Annotated in this window: 18 protein-coding genes; 16 read left to right on the top strand and 2 right to left on the bottom strand. The window is 71.3% G+C overall.

Translation table 11 applies throughout. The features are described from left to right. The first annotated feature begins 527 nt into the window (after positions 1-527). The 3 genes from QSK30_RS07160 (at position 528) to QSK30_RS07150 (ending at position 3,834) form a co-directional block, all read left to right on the top strand. Positions 528-1,694 (top strand): hypothetical protein, encoded by a 1,167-nt coding sequence (locus QSK30_RS07160; RefSeq protein WP_285500598.1) that lies wholly within the window; start codon positions 528-530, stop codon positions 1,692-1,694. Positions 1,695-1,796: 102 nt separating this feature from the next. Then, the gene (locus tag QSK30_RS07155) at positions 1,797-2,408 is read left to right on the top strand and encodes a hypothetical protein (RefSeq protein ID WP_285500597.1); all 612 of its coding nucleotides are present in this window, start codon (positions 1,797-1,799) and stop codon (positions 2,406-2,408) included. A 259-nt stretch (positions 2,409-2,667) separates the two neighbouring features. Further along, positions 2,668-3,834, top strand: a complete 1,167-nt coding sequence (locus tag QSK30_RS07150) for a lactate 2-monooxygenase (protein ID WP_285500595.1) — start codon at positions 2,668-2,670, stop codon at positions 3,832-3,834. Positions 3,835-4,137: 303 nt separating this feature from the next. Here the strand turns inward: QSK30_RS07150 and QSK30_RS07145 are convergent, their stop codons facing one another. Beyond that, entirely contained in the window at positions 4,138-5,790 is a 1,653-nt protein-coding gene (locus tag QSK30_RS07145) for a bifunctional 3'-5' exonuclease/DNA polymerase (RefSeq protein ID WP_285500592.1), read from the bottom strand. Positions 5,791-5,892: 102 nt separating this feature from the next. On the opposite strand from QSK30_RS07145, the gene QSK30_RS07140 reads away from it, so the two are divergent. From QSK30_RS07140 to QSK30_RS07090, 11 genes are all read left to right on the top strand, one after another. Continuing rightward, entirely contained in the window at positions 5,893-7,527 is a 1,635-nt protein-coding gene (locus QSK30_RS07140) for an acyl-CoA synthetase (RefSeq protein WP_285500590.1), read from the top strand. A 349-nt stretch (positions 7,528-7,876) separates the two neighbouring features. Then, positions 7,877-9,079 (top strand): S8 family peptidase, encoded by a 1,203-nt coding sequence (locus tag QSK30_RS07135; protein ID WP_285500589.1) that lies wholly within the window; start codon positions 7,877-7,879, stop codon positions 9,077-9,079. A gap of 520 nt (positions 9,080-9,599) precedes the next feature. Continuing rightward, positions 9,600-10,799, top strand: coding sequence for an acyl-CoA dehydrogenase family protein (locus tag QSK30_RS07130; protein ID WP_285500588.1), 1,200 nt, complete (start codon positions 9,600-9,602; stop codon positions 10,797-10,799). Next, positions 10,796-11,626, top strand: a complete 831-nt coding sequence (locus tag QSK30_RS07125; RefSeq protein ID WP_285500587.1) for an SDR family NAD(P)-dependent oxidoreductase — start codon at positions 10,796-10,798, stop codon at positions 11,624-11,626. The genes QSK30_RS07130 and QSK30_RS07125 overlap by 4 nt, the downstream gene beginning before the upstream one ends. Then, a complete protein-coding gene (locus tag QSK30_RS07120) occupies positions 11,623-12,372 on the top strand; it encodes an SDR family oxidoreductase (RefSeq protein ID WP_285500586.1) in 750 nt (249 codons plus the stop codon). Before QSK30_RS07125 ends, QSK30_RS07120 begins: the two co-directional genes overlap by 4 nt. Further along, entirely contained in the window at positions 12,369-13,421 is a 1,053-nt protein-coding gene (locus tag QSK30_RS07115; RefSeq protein ID WP_285500585.1) for a phosphotransferase family protein, read from the top strand. Before QSK30_RS07120 ends, QSK30_RS07115 begins: the two co-directional genes overlap by 4 nt. Beyond that, positions 13,418-14,056, top strand: a complete 639-nt coding sequence (locus tag QSK30_RS07110) for a histidine phosphatase family protein (RefSeq protein ID WP_285500584.1) — start codon at positions 13,418-13,420, stop codon at positions 14,054-14,056. The genes QSK30_RS07115 and QSK30_RS07110 overlap by 4 nt, the downstream gene beginning before the upstream one ends. 13 nt (positions 14,057-14,069) lie before the next feature. Next, the gene (locus QSK30_RS07105; protein WP_285500583.1) at positions 14,070-15,056 is read left to right on the top strand and encodes an SMP-30/gluconolactonase/LRE family protein; all 987 of its coding nucleotides are present in this window, start codon (positions 14,070-14,072) and stop codon (positions 15,054-15,056) included. A gap of 121 nt (positions 15,057-15,177) precedes the next feature. Beyond that, positions 15,178-15,963, top strand: coding sequence for a S1 family peptidase (locus QSK30_RS07100; protein ID WP_285500582.1), 786 nt, complete (start codon positions 15,178-15,180; stop codon positions 15,961-15,963). Between the two features lie 203 nt (positions 15,964-16,166). Next, positions 16,167-17,117 carry an acyl-CoA desaturase gene (locus tag QSK30_RS07095; RefSeq protein WP_285500580.1) on the top strand — a complete coding sequence of 317 codons (951 nt, stop codon included), beginning with the start codon at positions 16,167-16,169 and terminating at the stop codon, positions 17,115-17,117. After that, complete coding sequence (locus QSK30_RS07090) at positions 17,117-17,590, top strand: PPOX class F420-dependent oxidoreductase (RefSeq protein ID WP_285500578.1); 474 nt, start codon at positions 17,117-17,119, stop codon at positions 17,588-17,590. The genes QSK30_RS07095 and QSK30_RS07090 overlap by 1 nt, the downstream gene beginning before the upstream one ends. On the opposite strand, the gene QSK30_RS07085 is transcribed toward QSK30_RS07090, so the two are convergent. Beyond that, the gene (locus QSK30_RS07085; protein WP_285500576.1) at positions 17,583-18,221 is read right to left on the bottom strand and encodes a Pr6Pr family membrane protein; all 639 of its coding nucleotides are present in this window, start codon (positions 18,219-18,221) and stop codon (positions 17,583-17,585) included. The genes QSK30_RS07090 and QSK30_RS07085 overlap by 8 nt on opposite strands. 154 nt (positions 18,222-18,375) lie before the next feature. On the opposite strand from QSK30_RS07085, the gene QSK30_RS07080 reads away from it, so the two are divergent. Further along, on the top strand, positions 18,376-18,576 hold the full coding sequence (locus QSK30_RS07080) for a hypothetical protein (RefSeq protein ID WP_285500574.1): 201 nt from the start codon (positions 18,376-18,378) through the stop codon (positions 18,574-18,576). Positions 18,577-19,336: 760 nt separating this feature from the next. Next, the gene (locus QSK30_RS36790; protein WP_352231551.1) at positions 19,337-19,837 is read left to right on the top strand and encodes an STAS domain-containing protein; all 501 of its coding nucleotides are present in this window, start codon (positions 19,337-19,339) and stop codon (positions 19,835-19,837) included. Positions 19,838-19,842 lie beyond the last annotated feature (5 nt).

The raw sequence follows: 19,842 nt of genomic DNA, 5'->3' as shown, positions 1-19,842 counted from the left end.
CTGGTGGTGCTGGGGCGCCGCGCGCCGACGGGCGTGGCGGGTTCGAGGCTGGCCGGGCGGAGGCCCTGAGGTCCGGCGGGCCGACTGGTGGTGCTGGAGTGCCGCACGCCGAGGGGACTGGTGGGTCCGCGGCTGGCCGGGCGGGGGCGTGGGGGTCCGGTGGGCCGACTGGTGGTGCTGGGGCGCCGCGCGCCGACGGGCGTGGCGGGTTCGAGGCTGGCCGGGCGGAGGCCCTGAGGTCCGGCGGGCCGACTGGTGGTGCTGGAGTGCCGCACGCCGAGGGGACTGGTGGGTCTGCGGCGGGTCGGGCGGGGGCGTGGCGGTCTGGCGGGCCGACCGGTGGTGCTGGAGTGCCGCACGCCGACGGGAGTGGTGGGTCGGCGGGGGCTTGGCGGTCCGGTGGGCCGACCGCTGGTGCTGGGGTGCCGCAAGCCGACGGCGGGTCGCGGTCTGAGTCGTGGCCACCGGTGGAGCGTCCGGTGTCCGCCGAGTCGGGGTCGGTTCGGTCGGCTGAGCAGGAGGTGTCCGTGGCGTCACCCGTTGCGGGCGGACCTGCGTGGACGGCCGGGGCTGACGTCGCCGATGTGGCGGAGGTGTCCACGATGCCCGAGGAAGATACGGCGACGGCGGCTCCGCCGTGGACGGTCGAGGCCGAGTGGCGGCAGCGGATCTACGGCGACCAGCCGGTGGCGCAGCCCGTGCCCGAGGTCATCCCCGTGCCCGAGGTCGTCGAGGTCGGTGGGTTCGACGAGGACGCCGTGCCCCCGCTCGAACGGCCCCGGCGCAAGGTCAAGCGGTCCAAGGGGACCGTGGACGGCTTCCCGGCGGGCAGCCGCAAGGGGGACACCAGGCCGATCCCGATCGTGGTCGACGACGAGCCGGGCAGTGGCATGTCAGGCAGCGACATCCCAGGCAGCGATATCCCAGGCAGCGACATCCCGAGCAGTGACATCCGGGGTAACGACATCCCGAGCAGCGACATCCCAGGTAAAGACATCCCGGGCAACGCCGTGCCGGTCAAGGTCAAGTCGCACTCGACCAAGGCGCACACCAAGGGCAAGGGGAAGGCCAAGCGGGCCGCGCGCGAGGCCGACCAGGCCGCCGGTTCCGCCGGGCACGGTCATGGCGAGGGCGCGGCTGTCCAGGAGGTCGCCGAACGCGGTTCGGTCATGGCCGGGTCGGCTCCGGCGCGACCGGACGCCGCTCCGCGCAGATCCGTCAAGCGCCCTGCCGCGCGTGGCTCCGCCGAGCGCGGTTCCGAGGGAGTGGCGCGGGGGCCGGCGTTCGGCCGGGCGGAGCGCATTTCGCTGTGGCTGATTTTGCGTCGTTGTTCTGGTTGGTTGGCGATTGGGGGATTTGTCCTGCTGATCGCCGGAATGCCCGAACCGAGTCCGCTGTTGGTGTGGTTCGCGCTCGCCTTGCTACTCACCGTGGTCGGCATGGGTGGCCTGGCGTACCTGGCCATCCCCCGGGTGAACCGGCTGGAACCCAAGGAGTTGCTACGCCGCGCGCCGCTGTTCTGCGCGGGGGCCGGGCTGCTCGTATTGGGCCTGTTCCTGCTGGGTATCTGGACTATCGCGCTGGCCGTGGGCAGCCTCGGCATGCAGTTGCTCACCCCGGTGCTGGTGCTGGCGGCGGCCGCCTCGGTGGTCGGCTGGTTCGGCCTCTGGCGAATGCGGGTGCACGGCCGTTAGAGTTTGCCCTTCATCACCCCAACGGGGGAACCGAACGACTACGGGGTGCGTCGGTTCGGGGTGGTTGGCCGAACTTCTCGCTAGGGGACTGCTGTGCGTGGTTTGAGCGGTTTGCTGATGGTGCTCGGATTCGGGTCCGCGGCACTGCACTTCATCGGGTTCGAGTACCGCCTGCTCGCCTGGGCGTCGGACTACCAGCCGATGGTTGGCCTGGGCCTCGGCGGTCTCGGCGTGCTGATCTACGCGTTGATCTACGCGTTCGAGAAGCCCAAGCCGCAGCCCCAGCTCCCGCCGCCGCCCGGTTACTCCTACGCCCCGCAGGACGGCCAGTCCGCGCCCGGTCAGCAGCCTGGTTACGCGCCGCAGGGTGGTCAGTTCGCGCCGGGTCAGGCCGGCTACGCCCCGCCGTCGCCCGCGGGCGGTTTCCCTCAGCCGGGCTACCCGCAGCAGCCGGGCTACGCCCAGCCGGTGACGCCGCAGGGCTACCCGCAGGGCGCGCCCCAGTCGCCGCCGCAGGGGTTCGCCCAGCCGGGTTACCCACAGTCGCCCGCGCAGGGCTTCCCGCAGCCGGGCTACCCCCAGCCGAGTGCCCCGGCGCAGGGTTTTCCGCAGGCCGGTGCGCCGCAGTACCCGGCGCCGGGCTACCCCCAGCCGCAGGGCCACCAGCAGCCTGGATACCCGCAGGCGCCGCAGGGCTTCGGCCCCCAGGGCTGAGCCGCTGGGGTCCGGCCTGCGCGCTGCCCGCGAGGTCGCGTGGCAGCCGGAGGGCGCTCCTTGAACTCCTCGGCGAAGACCAGCCGCTCGGATTGACCTCACCGGCGGGGAGCGATCTTGCCGCGCCCACGACCGGCCGCCATCGACCCGACCCCGGGCTGTTGATCACAAAGCCCCGGTTGCCGTGGGGGCTGGCGTGGCCGCCACCCCGGTGCCACACTCTGCGCGCTCGCACACTGCCGCACGGTGAGGGACGCTCATGGCCGGTCAGCCCGCCCAGTACCAGAACGAGATCTACCTGCACGGGCTCGCCGACCAGGTGCCGCCGTTTACCACGGACGCCACCCGGCTGGAGGCGGTGGCCGAGGAGCGGATGGCCCCCGGACCGTTCGGCTACGTCGCGGGCGGTGCCGGGTCGGGTGACACCGTGCGCGCGAACCGGTCGGCGTTCGGCCGGTGGAAGATCGTCCCCCGGATGCTGACCGGCGCCACCAGCCGCGACCTGTCGACGACGGTCCTCGGCACTCCCGTGCCCGCGCCGGTCCTGCTCGCCCCGGTCGGCGTCCAGTCGATCGTGCACCCCGACGGCGAGCTGGCCACCGCCCGCGCCGCCGCCGCGCTCGACGTGCCGATCATCCTGTCGACCGCCTCCTCGTACTCCCTCGAGGAGGTCGCCGAGGTCGCGGGTCCGCGCTGGTTCCAGCTGTACTGGCCCAACGAGCCCGAGGTCTGCGCCAGCCTGCTCCAGCGCGCGAAGGCCGCCGGCTACACCACCCTCGTGGTCACGGTCGACACCTGGACCCTCGCGTGGCGCCCGCGCGACCTCGACCAGTCCTACCTGCCATTCCTGCGGGCCACCGGCGTGGCCAACGCGTTCACCGACCCGGCTTTCCTCGCCGGGCTGGCGAAGTCGCCGCAGGAGGACCAGGCGATGGCCGTGCTGCGCTGGGTGTCGCTGTTCACCGGCACCGACAAGCGCTGGGACCAGCTGCCGTTCCTGCGCGAGCACTGGGACGGCCCGATCGTGCTCAAGGGAATCCAGCACCCCGACGACGCCCGCCGCGCCGCCGACGCGGGCATGGACGGGATCGTGGTGTCCAACCACGGCGGCAGGCAGGTCGACGGCGCGATCGCGTCGCTGGACGCGCTACCGGAGATCGTCGCCGCCGTCGGTGATCGGCTGGAAGTCCTGTTCGATTCCGGCATCCGCACCGGCGCCGACATCCTCAAGGCGCTCGCGCTGGGTGCCCGAGCAGTCCTCTTGGGACGGCCGTACATCTACGGTCTCGCACTGGCAGGCGAAGACGGTGTGCGGCACGCGGTCCGCGGCCTGTTGGCGGACTTCGACCTAACCCTAGGCCTCTCCGGGCACCGCACCCCCGCCGACCTCACCCCGGCGTCGCTGCGCCACACCGCATCCGCCTAGCGACAGACAGAGTTTGCCGAGACCATTTCCGGATCGCCCGACTGGCAAGCTCTCGCGCTGCGGACAAAGCACTCACACTGCTGACAAGGCTCTCGCACTGCCGAATCCCCTAGCAGCGCAAGCATTCCCCGCCAAGTGCTCGATCAGGTGGATCAGCTTTGTCTGGGGAGAGAAGAGGCGCTAGCCTGGTTCGGCGGCGGGTATCCCTTTCCCACCCGCTCTACCCACGGCGCCTCTTCTCTTAGGGGCCCCAGACAAAGCTGATCCACCTGATCGAGCAACCACCCCACCTCGGAGCGCGGGCTACTTCGCGTCGGCGTAGCAGTCGACGGCGATGGCCAGCAGGGGGAAGCGCACCGGAGTCTCCGGGAACACCAGGTCGCTCGCCTCCAGCGCCGCCGAGCTGATCTCCGCGGTGACCACGTCCGAGAGCTCTAGCGGGCAGTGCACCAAGACCTCGTCGTGTTGGAAGAACACGATCTGCGCCTCCGGTGCCACCGCGCGCAGGCGGCGGCGGAGGGTGGCCAGCATGGTCAACGCCCAGTCGGCCGCGCTGGCCTGGACCACGAAGTTGCGGGTGAACCGGCCCCACTCCCGGGCCGCCTGCCTGCCCGCTCTGTCGGTGGTCTCGTCGCCGGTGGTCGCGGTGCGCTCCCGCCAGGCGTCGCTCGGCGGTGGGCTGGTGCGGCCCAGCCGCGACCGCACGATCCGCCCGTCCTCGCCCGCCCGCGCGGCCTGTTCCACGTACTCCACCGCGACCGGGAAGCGCTTGCGCAGCACGGCGAGCAGCGGTCCGGCCTCGCCGCTGGTGCCGCCGTACATCGCCGAGAGCATGGCGATCTTCGCCCGGCCGCGGTCGCCGTCGAAGGCGTCGGCGGCCAGGCTGGTGTACAGGTCGTCGGTGGCCGAGACCTCGGCGAACCGCTGGTCGCCGGAGAGCGCGCCGAGCACCCGCGGCTCCAGCTGCGAGGCGTCGGCCACGACCAGCGACCACCCCGGGTCGGCCCGCACGGCGGTGCGCAGCGTGCGCGGCAGCTGCAGCGCGGCGCCGCCGCGGGTGGCCCAGCGGCCGGAGACGACACCGCCGACGACGTAGTCGGGTCGGAAGCGGCCGCCGTCGATCCACTGGTCGATCCACGTCCAGCCGTGTGCGACGTAGATCCGGGCCAGTTCCTTGTACTCCAGCAGCGGTTCGACGGCCGGGTGGTCGACCTCCTTGAGCACCCACGCGCGCGCCGAGGACACCTCGACGCCTTCGCGGGCGAACGCCTTGACGATGCTCGGCGGGTGGTCGGGGTTGATCGGCCTGCCCGCGAAGGCCGCGCTGATCCGCTCGGCCAGCACGGCGAGCTTGGCCGGGCGCGCGCCCGGCGCGGGGCGCGGCCCGAGCAGGTCGGTCAACAGTCCCAAGTGGACGTCCACGCGCCAGGGCAGGCCGAAGTGGGTCATCTCGGCGGCCGCCAGCCCGCCGGCGGACTCGGCGGCGACCAGCAGGCGCAGCCGATCGGGGTGGGCGGTCGCGGCGAGCCTGCGCTCCTGGTCCTCGAGCACGGCGACGGCTGCGGCGGCCGGATCGGCGCCGATCGGTGTGGTGCCGCGGTCGGCCTCGAACAGGGCGGGCTGTTCGCCGCGCGTCAGCGGTCGGGGGTCTTCGGGCTCGGGCAGCCCACGTGGCCGGGCCCAGGCGGCGGCGAGGTTGCGCGGGCGGCCGGGACGCTCCTCGAAGGCGAGCAGGATGCCCTCGGCCAGCGCGAGGTCGTGGCAGCGGCCCAGCCGCACGCCTGCCCGCAGCAGCGCCGGGTACGCCTCGTCCAGCGCGGGCACCACCCAGCGCGGAGACTCGCGCTTCTCCAGGTCGGCCATCCAGCCCGCCAGGTCGGGCACGTCGACGGGCCGCTCGCCGGGCAGCGCGACGCGCCCGGCCCCCTCGGTCCCTGGCACCGCGACGACCCGCATGCTCCGCATTCTGCGGCAACACCCTGACAGGGGATGGCAGTTGACTCGCCAGTAGGTTCTACGGGAAGGTGTTACCGGTTGGTAACACCCCGGGAGGCCCTGGTGAGCGAGTACCTGACGCGAGTGCGCGATCTCGCAGGCAAGGTGCCGACCGCGTTGCGCAGCGTGGACGTCCTGCGGCGGGCCGGTCTGGTGCCGCTGGGCAGGCCGGACCACGTGCTGCGTTCGATGATCGCGGTCCGCAGGCTCGGTCCGATCGCCGGTGCCGCGCGGGTCGCCGCCACCCGGGACCACCGGGCCATCGGCCTGGTGGACGAACAGGGGCCGCTCACCTTCCGCCAGCTCGACCGCCGCTCCAACGCGCTGGCCAGGGCGTTCGCCGCGCGCGGGGTCACCGCGGCGTCGGTGGTGGCGCTGCTCGCCCGTGATCACCGCGGGGCCGTGGAGACGATGCTGGCCGCCAGCAAGCTGGGCGCGCGGCTGTTGCTGATGAACACCGGGTTCGCCCAGCCGCAGCTAGTCGACGTGGCCGAGCGCGAGGGCGTGACGGTGTTCGTCTACGACCAGGAATTCACCCCGTTGGTGCAGGCGTTGCCGCCGGGTCTGCCGAGCTTCCTCGCTTGGGTGGACGACGTACCTGAAGGTGTGACCACGCTGGAAGAGCTGATCGCCAACGGTGATGATCGGCCGCTGCCGATGCCCGCGGAGCCGGGCGGGATGGTGCTGCTGACCAGCGGCACGACCGGCACCCCCAAGGGCGCGCCCCGGCAGGTGCGCTCGCCGCTGGCCGCCGCGCAGTTCCTCGACCGCATACCGCTGCGCTCCGGCGAGGCCACGATGCTGGCCGCGCCGCTGTTCCACGCGACCGGGTTCTCGCAGTTCATCATCTCCTTCGCGCTCGGCTCGACGGTCGTGCTGCGCCGCCGGTTCGACCCGGAGGCCACGCTGGCGGCGATCCAGGACAACCGGGTCACCGCGCTGGTTCTGGTGCCGACCATGCTGCAGCGCGTCCTCGACCTCGGTCCCGAGGTCATCGGCCGGTACGACACCTCGTCGCTGCGGGTCGTGTTCACCGCCGGGTCCGCGCTGTCACCCGAACTGGGGAACCGGGCGAGCCGGGTGTTCGGCGAAGTGATCCACAACCTGTACGGCTCGACCGAGGTCTCGGTCGCCACCGTCGCCACCCCCGCGGACTGGCGCGCGGCGCCGGGGACGGTGGGCAAGCCGCCGGTGGGGTGCAAGGTGGCGCTCTACGACGAGGCGGGCAGGCCGGTGACCGGTTCGGGCGTCACCGGGCGGGTCTTCGCGGGCAGTGGACTGGCGTTCGGCGGCTACACCGACGGGCGGCACAAGGAGGTCATCGACGGCCTGCTGTCCACCGGCGACATCGGCCACCTCGACGCCGAGGGCAGGCTGTTCATCGACGGCCGGGACGACGACATGATCGTCTCCGGCGGCGAGAACGTGTTCCCGGCCGAGATCGAGAACCTGCTGGTGGCGTACCCGGGCGTGGTCGAGGCGGCGGTGCTCGGCGTGGCCGACCCGGAGTTCGGGCAACGGCTCAAGGCGTACGTGGTGCTCGAAGCGGGTACGGCTGTGGCCGAGGACGAACTACGCGCGCACGTCAAGACCAATCTGGCCCGGTTCAAGGTGCCGCGCGATGTCGTGTTTCTGCCCGAACTGCCGCGCAACGCGACCGGGAAGCTGATGCGCAAGCGGTTGTTGGAACTCGGCTAATAGCACGCACTCGGCGCGCGACGCAACCATCCTGTGTCGGGAAATAAGCTCGATAAGCATGGTGCGATTTTGTTTGGCCATCGAAATTGTGCTTTGTTTTCCACAGTGCAGCCTCCGCGTGGAAGGCGTCAGCTCTAGTGCCCCTGAGCTGCGGTTATCTGGTTTGTCGCGGGCGTGAAACGCCGTTATCGTACTGGGCCGGCTGGGCGGGAATGGTTGCCCCGATCGGCGTAGTAGTGGCAAGTGGCAACTGTTGATAGGCGCGGTGGCTCCGCGTTGCATATCAATCACACAACGGCACGGATTCGGTGCCGACAAGTGCAAGTCGGGGCTAGGGAAAGGTTTTTGCATGAACACGAGTCGCGAAGGCCGTCGGGGCCGACTCGCAATGGGGATCGGGATCGCCGGGGTTGTCGCCGCCGCCACCGCCGTGGCCGTCGTGCCCGCCCAGGCGGCGCAGGGGCAGGTCCGGCTGGCGGACTCGCCGAACGCGATCGCGGACAGCTACATCGTCGTGCTCAAGGACACGGCGCGCACCGCCGACGTCACCAGCCAGGCCACCGGCCTCGCCACCCGCTACGGCGCCGAGGTCAAGCGCACCTACGACACCGCCCTCAACGGCTTCGCCGCGACCATGTCCGCCGACGAGGCGCGCGCGCTCGCGGCCGATGGATCCGTTGCCTACGTGCAGGCCAACCAGCGCTTCCGCGCGACCGGCACGCAACCGAACCCGCCGTCGTGGGGCATCGACCGGATCGACCAGGACGACCTACCGCTCGACGACAGCTACACCTACCCGACCGAGGCGTCCGACGTGACCGCGTACGTGGTCGACACCGGCGTCAACACCGCGCACTCGACCTTCGGCGGCCGCGCCTCGGGCGGGTTCGACGCGGTGGACAACGATGACGACCCGGAGGACGGGAACGGGCACGGCACACACGTCGCGGGCACCATCGGCGGCACGGAGTACGGCGTGGCCAAGGGCGTCAAGATCGTCCCGGTCCGCGTCCTCGACGACAACGGCAGCGGCTCCACCGACGGCGTGGTCGCGGGCATCGAGTGGGTCGCGGAGAACCACAGCGGCCCGTCGGTGGCCAACATGAGCCTGGGCGGCGGCGCCGACGACGCCCTCGACCAGGCCGTCCGCGGCGCCATCGAGTCCGGCGTGACCTTCGCGGTAGCGGCAGGCAACTCCGGCGACAACGCCGGCGGCTACTCCCCGGCCCGGGTAACCGAGGCGATCACCGTCGCGGCCTCGGACGACGCGGACAACCAGGCGAACTTCTCCAGCTACGGCTCGGTCGTCGACCTCTACGCACCGGGCGTGGACATCACGTCGTCGTGGATCGGCGGCACGGACAAGACGAACACGATCAGCGGCACCTCAATGGCCACCCCCCACGTGACCGGCGCGGCGGCCCTGTACCTCTCGGCCCACCCGAGCGCCTCCCCGTCGGAGGTCGCGGCAGGCCTGGTGTCGGCGGCAGGCTCGGGCAAGATCAAGAACCCGAGCGCAGGCACGGCGAACAAGCTGCTCAACGTCGGCTGAGCAAGGTTTCCCACAGTCTCTCGGCCCGCCCATGTCGACATGGGCGGGCCGATTGCCTTGCGGCACAACGGGTCTGCCCGCTGTTCCAGACGTGGTCGCGGGCGACGACCAGCGCGACGGACCCCTATCCCGGGAATACCGCTCCGCCAACTCCGCCGCACCGTCAGTCCGCCCTCCGGCACCGGCCCCGGCCCCCGACCCCCACCCCCAGGCCACTTCGGCCCCGGCCCCCGAACCCCACCCCCAGACCACTCCGCCCCCTGCATCCCATACGCAGCCAAAACACGGGCGGGAGGTGGTTGTCAAGGCATCTCTCCCGCCTTGACAACCACCTCCCGCCCGTAGTCACAATCGGCGTAGGGGATTCAGGGGAAACACAGGGTCAGGGAAACGCAGGAAGCACAGGAAACACGGGGACCACAACCCATACGGGCGCGAGCCACTGGCCCCGCCCGTTCGCCACCCGCGGCTACTCCGGGGTAACTTATGGGGCCAGTGCTCAACAGCAACGGAGGGTCCCGTGGACTTCGCGCACTCCGAGCAGGCCGCCGACTACGTCGAGCGGGTCGGTGAGTTCGTCCGCACCGAGATCGAGCCCGTCGAGCCCGGGTACCACCGGGAGCTGGCCGCCCTCGACAACCCGTGGGTGGTGTTGCCGGTCATCGAGGAGCTCAAGGCCAAGGCGCGGGCCCGGGGCCTCTGGAACCTCTTCCTGCCCAGTGTCTCCGGACTGTCCACCGTGGAGTACGCGCCGCTGGCCGAGGTGATGGGGCGGTCGGTGATCGCGCCGGAGGTCTTCAACTGCAACGCGCCCGACACCGGCAACATGGAGGTGTTGCACCTCTACGGGAGTGACGCCCAGAAGCAGCGCTGGCTCACCCCGCTGCTCGAAGGGGAGATCCGGTCGGCGTTCTGCATGACCGAGCCTGATGTCGCCTCCTCCGACGCCACCAACATGGCCGCGACCGCGCTGGTCGAGGGCGACGAGGTCGTCCTCAACGGCACCAAGTGGTTCTCCACCGGCATCGGTCACCCGAACTGCCGGGTCGCCATCTTCATGGGCCTGACCGACCCCGGCGCGCACAAGTACGCCCGGCACTCCATGGTGCTGGTCCCGCTGGACACCCCGGGCGTCAAGGTCGAGCGGCTGCTGCCCGTGTTCGGTCGCCACGACGAGCCCTTCGGTCACGGTGAGGTCAGCTTCACCGACGTCCGGCTGCCGCTCGACGCCGTCATCGCCGGTCCCGGTCGCGGGTTCGAGATCGCCCAGGGCCGCCTCGGGCCGGGGCGGATCCACCACTGCATGCGGTTGATCGGCCTGGCCGAGAAGGCCCTCGAGCTCGCCTGCCGCCGGGCCACCGAGCGGGTCGCGTTCGGCAGGCCGCTGGCCGACCTCGGTGGGAACCGGGAGCGGATCGCCAACGCGCGGATCGCCATCGAGCAGGCCCGGCTGCTCGTGCTCAGCACCGCCTGGAAGCTGGACACGCACGGGCTCAAGGGCGCCCTGTCCGAGGTCTCGCAGATCAAGGTCGCGGTGCCGAACACAGCCCTCGGGGTGATCGACATGGCCATCCAGCTGCACGGCGGCGCGGGCATGACCGACGACTTCCCGCTGGCCGCGGCCTACGCGGGTGCCCGCTCGCTGCGGCTGGCCGACGGGCCCGACGAGGTCCACCAGGGTGTGGTGTCCCGGATCGAGCTGAAGAAGTACCTGCCGTGAGCCGGGTCTTGGTCACCGGCGCGGGCTCGGGCCTCGGCCGGGCGATCGCCGCCGCGTACTCGGCCGACCACCAGGTCCTGGTCACCGACGTCGACGCGACCACCGGCGCGCGGGTGGCTGCTGAGCTGAACGCGGAGTTCCTGCACCTCGATGTCACCGATGACAGTTCGTGGCAGCGGGCGCGGGCGTGGTGCGAGGAGCACTGGGGTGGGCTGGACATCCTGGTCAACAACGCGGGCGTCGGCGCGGGTGGTCGGATCGAGCGGATCCCGATGGCCGACTGGGACTGGATCTGGGAGATCAACGTCAAGGGCGTGGTGCGCGGCTGCCACACCTTCGTGCCGCTGTTCAAGGCCCAGCACTCCGGGCACCTGGTCAACGTCGCCTCGCTCGCGGCGATCATGAACCTGCCGGGCATGGCCTCCTACAACGTCACCAAGGGCGCCGTGCTCGCGCTGTCCGAGACGCTGCGCCACGAGCTCGCGCCCGACGGGATCACCACCACCGTGGTCTGCCCGGGCTACTTCCAGACCAACCTCGGCGACCGGTCGCGCACGGTGGACCCGGCAGTCGGCGCGGTCAGCGAGAAGCTGATGGCGTCGTCGGGGATCAGCGCCGCCGACGTCGCGCGGCAGGTGGTCGAAGCGGTGGCGGACAAGCAGTTCATGGTCCTCACCCACCCAGAGGGCCGTGAGTCCGCACGGCTCAAGCGGCTCGACCCGGATGCGTTCGGCGCCCAGGTGGCCCAGTTCTGGGACCGGCTCCGGCCCGCCATCGAGCAGCAGGACAGTGCTGACCGGGACAGTGTCGAGGAGGGCGGGTCGTGACGCGCGAGAACATCCTGATCACCGGTGCCAGCTCCGGTCTCGGCGAGGAGATGGCCCGGCAGTTCGCGGCCAAGGGTCGGAACCTGGCGCTGGCCGCTCGTCGCGTCGACCGGCTCGCGGAGTTGCGCGCCGAGCTGACCGTCGCGCACCCGGACATCACGGTGTCGGTGAAAGCCCTGGACGTCAACGACCACGACGCCGTCTTCGCCGTGTTCAAAGAGTTCCGCGCCGAGCTGGGCACCCTGGACCGGGTGATCGTCAACGCCGGTCTCGGCAAGGGGCAGCCGATCGGCACCGGCTACTTCCACGCCAACAAGCAGACCGCGGAGACCAACTTCATCGCCGCGCTCGCCCAGTGCGAGGCGGCGGTGGAAGCGTTCCGCGATCAGGACTCCGGGCACCTGGTGGTGATCTCCTCGATGAGCGCCATGCGCGGTCTCCCGAGGAACCTGACCACCTACGCGGCGTCGAAAGCCGGTGTCGCCGCGTTGGCCGAGGGCATCCGCGCGGACACGCTGCGGACGCCGATCAAGGTGACCACCATCTACCCCGGCTACATCCGCTCGGAGATGAACGACAAGGTCAAGCGGACGCCGCTGCTGGTCGACACCGTGCCGGGGGTGCGGTCGATGGTGAAGGCGATCGAGCGCGAGCCCGGATCGGCCGCGGTGCCCGCGTGGCCGTGGGCGGTGATCGGGTTCGCCCTGCGGAACCTGCCGCTGGGTCTTGTGGCCAGGATGTCATGACCGCGCCCCGGGATGAGCCGCGCGCGGTGCGCGCCGAGGACAGCTTCGACACCACTGCGGTAGATGTGTGGGTCAAGTCCACTGTGGATGGTGTAACCGGCGAGCCGTCTGTCCGCCAGTTCCCCGGTGGTGCCTCGAACCTGACCTACCTGCTGTCCTACCCGGACCGTGAGCTGATCTTGCGTCGTCCGCCGGTCGGCCACAAAGCCGCCTCGGCGCACGACATGCGCCGTGAGTTCAAGGTGCAGCGGCAGCTCAAGCCGGTGTACCCGTACGTGCCGACGGTGCTGGGTCTGTGCGACGACCACACGGTCCTGGGCAGCGACTTCTACGTCATGGAGCGCGTTCCCGGCACGATCCTGCGCGGCGACCTGCCCGCCGGGTTCGAGCTGAGCCCGCCGCGGGCGCGGGCGTTGTCCACCACCCTGGTCGACCGGCTGGTCGACCTGCACCGGGTCGACCCGGTCGCGGCCGGGCTGGCCGACCTGGGCAAGGGCGCGGGCTACGTGGGCAGGCAGGTGCGCGGCTGGTCCGGCCGGTTCGCCGCCGCCCGCACCGACAACGTGCCCGACTTCGCCGCCGTGATCGCCTGGCTGGTCGAGCGGGCGCCCGCCGACGTGGCCACCGTGGTGATCCACAACGACTGGCGGTTCGACAACGTCGTCCTCGACGACGAGCTGGCCGTGGTCGGGGTGCTCGACTGGGAGATGGCCACCCTCGGCGACCCGCTGATGGACCTCGGCGGCGCGGCCGCGTACTGGATCCAGGCCGACGACGACGAGGTCTTCCAGCGCGCCCGCAGGCAGCCGACGCACGTGCCGGGCATGCTCACCCGCGCCGAGCTGGTCGAGCACTACCGCGAGCGGACCGGCCTGCGGGTCGACAACTGGGCGTTCTACGAGGTGTTCGGGCTCTTCCGGCTGGCGGTGATCATGCAGCAGATCTACTACCGCTACCACCACGGCCAGACGCACAACGCGGCGTTCAAGGACTTCTGGGCGTTCGTCGGCTACCTGGAGTGGCGCTGCCGGGAGGTGGCTGGCCGGTGAGCGTGGTCTACCTGATCCGCCACGGCCAAGCCTCCTTCGGCGCCGCCGACTACGACGTGCTCTCGCCCACCGGTCACCGCCAGGCCGAGGTGCTGGGGGAGGAGTTGCGTTCGCGCGGGGTGGACCCGGCGCAGGCGTGGTCCGGAACCCTTGCCAGACAAAGGGATACGGCGCGGATCGCGCTTGAGGCAGCTGGGGTCGACCTCCCGTGCCAGACCGACCCGCGGTGGAACGAGTACGACCACTTAGGACTCGTCCAACACCACCTGGCCGCCGCGCGGACGACCGGGCCCGCGTCCCCGCGCGAGTTCCAGGCCGTCCTCGACGCCGCGCTGCACAGTTGGGTCAACGGCGGCCCGGCGGCGGGTTCGTTCGCGGACTTCGAGGCGGGCGCGTGGGCGGCGCTGGCGGAGACCGAGGGCACCGCGGTCGTGTTCACCTCCGGCGGTGTCATCGCGGCGTTGTGCTCGCGGCTGCTCGGACTGCCGGGCGCGGCCGTGGTGGCACTCAACCGGGTGGTGGTCAACGCCGCCATCACCAAGGTCGTGACCGGCCGATCCGGTGCGACGCTCGTATCGTTCAACGAGCACGGCCACTTCGAGGGCCCGAACCGGGACCTGCTGACCTACCGCTGAGGGGTGTCGCGCCATGGCCCGTCCGAAGATCGAGCCGGTCGTCTGGCGCGCGCCCCGCCCCGGCCGCAAGCCCGCGGGGAACACCCTCCCCGAGCTCACCGTGCGGGCGGTCAACGGCAAGGGCGCCGAGGACGTGCTCGTCGACGCCAACGGCCACATCTACACCGGCGTCGACGACGGTCGGATCCTCCGGCTGACCGCCGACGGCCGCCGCCTGGACACCATCGCCGACACCGGCGGTCGACCGCTCGGCCTCGAGCACCACCCCGACGGCAGGTTGCTGGTCTGCGACGCCGACCGCGGCCTGCTGCTGGTCGACCGCGCCGACGGTGCCATCGAGGTGCTCGTGCCCGCGGGCCCGGACCTGCGGGTCTGCAACAACGCCGCGGTCGCCGACGACGGCACCGTCTACTTCTCCAACTCCAGCGACCGCTTCGACCTGGAGTTCTGGAAGGCCGACCTGCTCGAGCACACCGGCACCGGCAGGCTGCTGCGCCGGGACCCCGACGGCACCGTCCACACGCTGCTGCGCGACCTGCAGTTCGCCAACGGCGTCGCGCTCACCCCGGACGCCTCGGCGGTCGTCGTGGCGGACATGTGGGAGTACCGGCTGCGCCGCGTCTGGCTGACCGGCGAGCGCCAGGGCCAGTCCGATGTGCTCGTGGACAACCTGCCCGCCTTCCCGGACAACATCTCCACCGGGTCCGACGGCCTGATCTGGATCGCGATGGCCAGCCCGCGCGACCCGGTGATCGATCTGCTGCTGCGCACCCCGCCGGTGCTCCGGAAGCTGCTGTGGCGGGTGCCGGAACCCTTGCAGCCCAAGGAGAAGCGGGTGGTGTGGGCGCGCGCGATCGACAGCGCGACCGGTGCGGTGGTGCACGACCTCCACGGCACCGCGCCGGACTTCCACATGGTCACCGGCGTGCGCGAGCACCACGGACGGGTGTACCTGGGCAGCCTGGAAGAACGCGCGATCGCGTACTTCGACCTGCCCTGAGCCACGAACGGGGTTATCCGTTCCCTCACAGCGGTGGCACGCCGCGCCGTCGTCGGCCGCCCCGGGCACGATCCGGTTGTGCTACCAGCCGGTCGCACACCGTGACTGTCCGGGAGACCGCATGCCCAAGTTCGCCCGTGCTGCTGTTCTCGCCCTAGCCCTGGTCGCCACCAGCCTCACCACCGCGCTCACCCCCGCGCACGCCGACGACCCGGGCCGCGTCGTCGGCGGCGTGCAGGCGCCCAAGGGCGCATACCCGTGGCTGGCCAGACTCTCGATGGGCTGCGGCGGCTCGCTCGTCACCCCGAACATCGTGCTCACCGCCGCGCACTGCGTCAGCGGGACCGGCCCGGACACCCGGGTCACCGCGACCTTCGGCGTGGTCGACCTGGCCGACCCGTCGGCCACGGTGGTGGGCTCGACCTACATCCACCGGCCCGCGCAGTACACCAGCTCCACCCGCGGCTTCGACTGGGCGCTGATCAAGCTCGCCCGCCCGGTGTCGTTCCCGCTGGTGCGGCTGCAACCGGCCGCGGTCACCAGCGGACCGTTCCTGATCATGGGCTGGGGCGCGGCCAAGGAGGGCGGCCCGCAGCAGCGCTACCTGCTGCACTCCCAGGTGCCCTACGTCGACGACGCGACCTGCGCGGCCCGCTACACCGCGGGCGGCTACCCGTTCATCGCGGGCGCGATGCTCTGCGCCGGTGTGGTCGGCCAGGGCGGCATCGACACCTGCCAGGGCGACTCCGGCGGCCCGATGCTGGGACTGGACGGCACCGGGGCGATCAAGCAGGTCGGCATCGTCAGCTGGGGCATCGGCTGCGCGCGGCCGAACTACCCGGGCATCTACACCGAGGTCGCCACCTACTACCAGAGCATCCAAACCGCGATCGCCTCGTTGGCTTGACCGGGAGGCGGGACGGCCGCGGGTGCAGGGGACCCGCGGCCGTCCCGCTGTGATGTGCGCCTCAGCCGGGCGCGCGGTGGGCAGGTCTTCACATACCGGACACGCGAGCCCCCGACAGATGTTTGGTGTCGGCTTCGCGCGCCTGGTTTGCTTACCGCCGAGACGGTGCCGGTGCGGGCGCCGCCGCCAAGGCTGGAGGAACCATGACCGCGACCGTCGAGGGCAGCGGATCGCCGGTGGACGAGGCAGGACCGAAACCGATGTTCGGCGCCCCGCGCGCCACCCTGCCGCACTTCGCGACCTACCTGTTCATCCTCATCCCGTTCGCCGCGCTCATCGCCGCCGTCCCGTTCGCCTGGGGCTGGGGGCTGGGCTGGGTGGACGTGGCACTGGCCGCGTTCTTCTACACCTTCACCTGCCTCGGCGTCACCGTCGGCTTTCACCGCTACTTCACCCACGGCGCGTTCAAGGCCAAGCGCGCGGTGCGCGTCGGGCTGGCGATCGTGGGCAGCATGGCCCTGCAGGGCCCGATCCTGCACTGGGTCGCCGACCACCGCCGCCACCACGCCTTCGCCGACCGCGACGGCGACCCGCACTCGCCGTGGGCGTTCGGCACCTCGCCGGTGGCCCTGGTCCGCGGTTTCTGGCACGCGCACATGGGCTGGGTGTTCGACCGGCAGCTCACCAACGCCGAGCGGTTCGCCCCGGACATGCTCGCCGACTCCGACATCCGCCGGGTGGACAAGCAGTTCGGCCTGTGGACCGCGATCACCCTGCTGGCCCCGGCCCTGCTCGGCGGGCTGATCACCTGGTCCTGGTGGGGCGCGGTCACCGCGTTCTTCTGGGCCGGTCTGGTCCGGGTGTCGTTCCTGCACCACGTCACCTGGTCGGTGAACTCGATCTGCCACATCGTCGGCGAGCGCCCGTTCCGCTCCCGGGACAAGGCCACCAACTTCTGGCCGCTGGCGATCCTGTCGATGGGCGAGGCCTGGCACAACCTGCACCACGCCGACCCGACCTCGGCCCGGCACGGCGTGCAGCGCGGTCAGCTGGACATCTCCGCTCGGCTGATCTGGATCTTCGAGAAGTTCGGCTGGGTGAGCGAGGTGCGCTGGCCGACCCCGCAGCGCCTGGCGAAGCTGATGGCCAAGTAGTGCCGCGCACCGCCACCGCGCGCACGCCCGAGCGCGCCGAGCTGCTGGAGTTCCTGCGCGCCCGCACCCGGTGCGTGCTGATCACCACCCGATCGGATGGCGGGCCTCAGGTCTCCCCGGTCACCTACGGCGTGGACGTCGAGGGCAGGCTGGTCATCGCCAGCTACCCGCAGCGGGCCAAGTCGCGCAACGCCCGGCGCACCCCGGCGGTCGCGGCCTGTGTGCTCTCCGAGGACTGGAACGGGCCGTACGTGCAGGTGGAGGGCACTGCTGAGGTGCTCGAACTGCCTGCCGCGGTCGAGCCGCTGGTCGAGTACTTCCGGGTGATCTCCGGCGAGCACCCGGACTGGGACGAGTACCGCGCGGCCATGGTCCGGCAGGGCAAGTGCCTCATCCGGGTGACCATCGACCGGTGGGGTCCGATCGCCACGGGTGGTTTCCCGCCCGAGCTCGGCCAGCCGACGACTAGCTGACGACGACCCGGCGGGTCAGTACCCGGTCGAGGGCCCTGGCGCCCGCGGCGAGCGCGAAAAACAGCAGGGCCACGACGAGGCAGTTGAGCAGCACCCGCGGGTAGCCGAGGGCGTCGACGTCGATGAACGGGTACGGGTAGTAGTCCACGATGGGGCCGCGGACCAGGGTGAACACCAGCCAGAGCGCGGGGTAGATCAGCGCCAGGCCGATGACCCGCCAGTCGATGCCACCGCGCGGGCCGAAGAGCAGCCAGCCCAGCACGGTCAGCAGCGGCGAGGCGGTGTGCAGCAGGAAGTCGGCCAGCTTGGCGGCGCCCGCGAGCTCGTTGAGGCCGGCGAGGACGGTGTGGAAGACGATCCCGGTGACCGCGATGCCGATCAGGCCCGCCAGCCGGAACACCCGGAAGGCGGTGGACCCGCGCGCGGGGTTCGCCGCGAGCAGGGCGGTGGTGACCAGCACGATGACGTTGGACTGGATCGTGAAGTAGCAGAACAGGTTGACCAGCCGCCCGGCCGTGGTCGGGAAGAGGCCGGTGGTCGCCCCGGCGGTGACGAAGACCTGCACAACCAGCCCGGTGAGCACCGCCACCGCGGTCACCGCGAACCACACCCGCCCCGCCACCCTGCGCATGGCGCCAACCTAGGCTGGTGGCAAGAATCCGCAACCCAGCACTGTTGGTGATCACCTGTCCCCCTTCGGACGGCGGGTTACTACACCTATTGAGTGAAGTTAGCTAGCGCTCGGTAACGCAGTGCTCCATTCGGCCGATCGAACGGGTATGTCGGTGGAACTGAGGGACCTCGCGTGGGCGAAGCTGGCCGTCGCGCCCGCCAGCACACCCGCCTCGGCCGAGACCGAGGAGGGGACGGCGGTCGACTCGACGCCGGTCACCCGGATCCGCCGCGGGGTGCACCCACTGCGACCACCGGCCGCCGACAACGGCGGCGGGTGGACCGAGAGCGGCGGCGGTCGAGCCGCCCACTAGCGAGCGGTGGTCTGCCACCAAGCTCGGCTGAGGCTTTGGGTGCGGGCGCTCCGATCCGCTGTGGGCGCGCTCGGTGCGGCCGGCAGCGACAACGGTGGTCGCTGGTGGATCAAGGGTGGCGGTTGAGCGGCCCCCGCACTGGGCGGGTGGTGGCCCGCGAACCCACAGCGGGTTCCCTGGTCCAGGGCGCCGACCCAATCGCGCTGATCCATTCGTTCTGGGGCGGATCTGGCGGTGCGGTCACCGGCCGGTGCGGCTCCGCCCGGTTGCCGGGGGGCCGCTGTGGCGCACCCGGAGGTGTGGCCACTGGCCGGACAGTGGCTCCGCCGGATGGGTCGAGGGCGGCTGTCCGGGGCCTGGACAGGAGCGTGGCCGACCGAGGCGCACGGCGGTACAGGAGCGTGGTCGGCCTAGCGGTGCACGGCGACTGATCAATCTGGTGAAGCGGGTGCCGCAGGCCCTGCCCCGACTGGGCCTGGTGGCTGTGCGTTGTTTGTTCGCTGGTTCGTGAACCGGGGCTGGCGCCCGGCTCGGACGGCGTTTGTCGCGAGTGCGCCGCCGGTGTCGCCGACCTGGCGCGCGTCCCGTTCCGCCGCCACGCGCGGCCTTGTGGTTCGGTCGTGCTCGCGGTGTGGGGTGGTGCGCCGCGGTCTTCGCGCGAGCTGCCGGTGTCGTTCCCGAGTGGCAGACCGGTTGGTCGGGATTTGTTCCAGTAGCGGGAAAGCGCTGCGCAATTCACTGAATGAGACGCGTTTGAGCTGTGGTCTTGCGCACGCGCTCGCGTGGTGTGCGGGAGTGCGGTAACAATCGAGTTATAGTCCGTCGACTCGAGCGGGGGAGCCGCGTCGGTGTTCGTTCTCGTCCGTCGCGTGCGCAAGGGAGGCCCCCGCTGAACCCGCGCGAGCCTCTTGCGGTCAGCACCCGGACCACGCGTTCCGCCGTCGTGGTGAGCGCCGCCGGGCGGATCGACATCAGCACCGAACGGCCGTGGCGCGAACAGGTCGAGGACGCCTGCTCCGAGGAGACGGTGAAGCGGTTCGTCGTCGTTGACCTGTGCCGGGTGACGTACTTGAGCGTCGGCACCGCTCCGTTGATCGTCCGAGCGCACTACCACTGCCTGCACCGCGGCAGGCTCTTGCGCGTGGCCGCGCCTCTCGGGCCCGCGTTGCAGACGTTGTTGGTGACCGGCGTGCGTGACCTGGTCGCGGTTTACCGGGACCTCAACTCCGCCTTGGAACCGCCGGTCCGCTCCAGTTGGTGACCGGC

The sequence above is a fragment of the Actinokineospora sp. NBRC 105648 genome (assembly GCF_030269645.1).
Classification (GTDB): Bacteria; Actinomycetota; Actinomycetes; order Mycobacteriales; family Pseudonocardiaceae; genus Actinokineospora.
The sequence above is the reverse complement of the archived record's forward strand: the minus strand, read 5'-3'. Positions and strand labels throughout refer to the sequence as shown.